Source organism: Terrisporobacter mayombei (assembly GCF_020748465.1).
Classification (GTDB): domain Bacteria; phylum Bacillota; class Clostridia; order Peptostreptococcales; family Peptostreptococcaceae; genus Terrisporobacter; species Terrisporobacter mayombei.
This window is the reverse complement of record NZ_JAHZMP010000217.1, coordinates 1-457: the sequence shown is the minus strand read 5'-3', so window position 1 is coordinate 457 and position 457 is coordinate 1. Positions and strand designations below refer to the sequence as shown.

Genomic DNA, 457 nt, shown 5'->3' with positions numbered 1-457 from the left:
CAGCGCAGGATATTCGCGGAAGGAAAGAAAACCTGGAATGTAAGGCATGGTGGTGGCGATGCGGGCAACTTTATACTCGACCAGCTCAAGCGAGGGATATTTCAGCAGCACCATCGCCGCTCGCGTCACTTCTCCGCCCTGCTCAAACCCGACATCGGCTCCGGCGATCAGATCCGGTGGATCTTTATCGAGTCGATCCTCGCGGATCACAGAAGAAGCCAGTTCGATTTGTTGAGCGCGTAATGACGCGAGATCCATAATCACTCCTTAGCGGTGATACTGTTCAGACAGTCGATGCACTGCCTCCACGAACACGCCAGCATGTTCTGGCGGCACATCCTGATGAATGCCGTGACCAAGGTTAAAGACATGACCTTCGCCGTGACCGAAACCTGCAAGTATAGTCGCTACTTCTTCTTCAATGCGGGCAGGCGGCGCGTACAGCATCGACGGATCC

General features: G+C 54.7%; 2 protein-coding genes. Both read right to left on the bottom strand.

Translation table 11 applies throughout. The annotated features are described in order from the left end of the window. Window positions 1-258 (bottom strand): endonuclease V (locus K0039_RS25285; protein WP_228106883.1); only part of this gene is annotated, 258 nt, incomplete at its 3' end. 9 nt (window positions 259-267) lie between these two features. Further along, a partial coding sequence (locus K0039_RS25280) for a uroporphyrinogen decarboxylase family protein (RefSeq protein WP_272491554.1) occupies window positions 268-457 on the bottom strand: 190 nt, incomplete at its 5' end.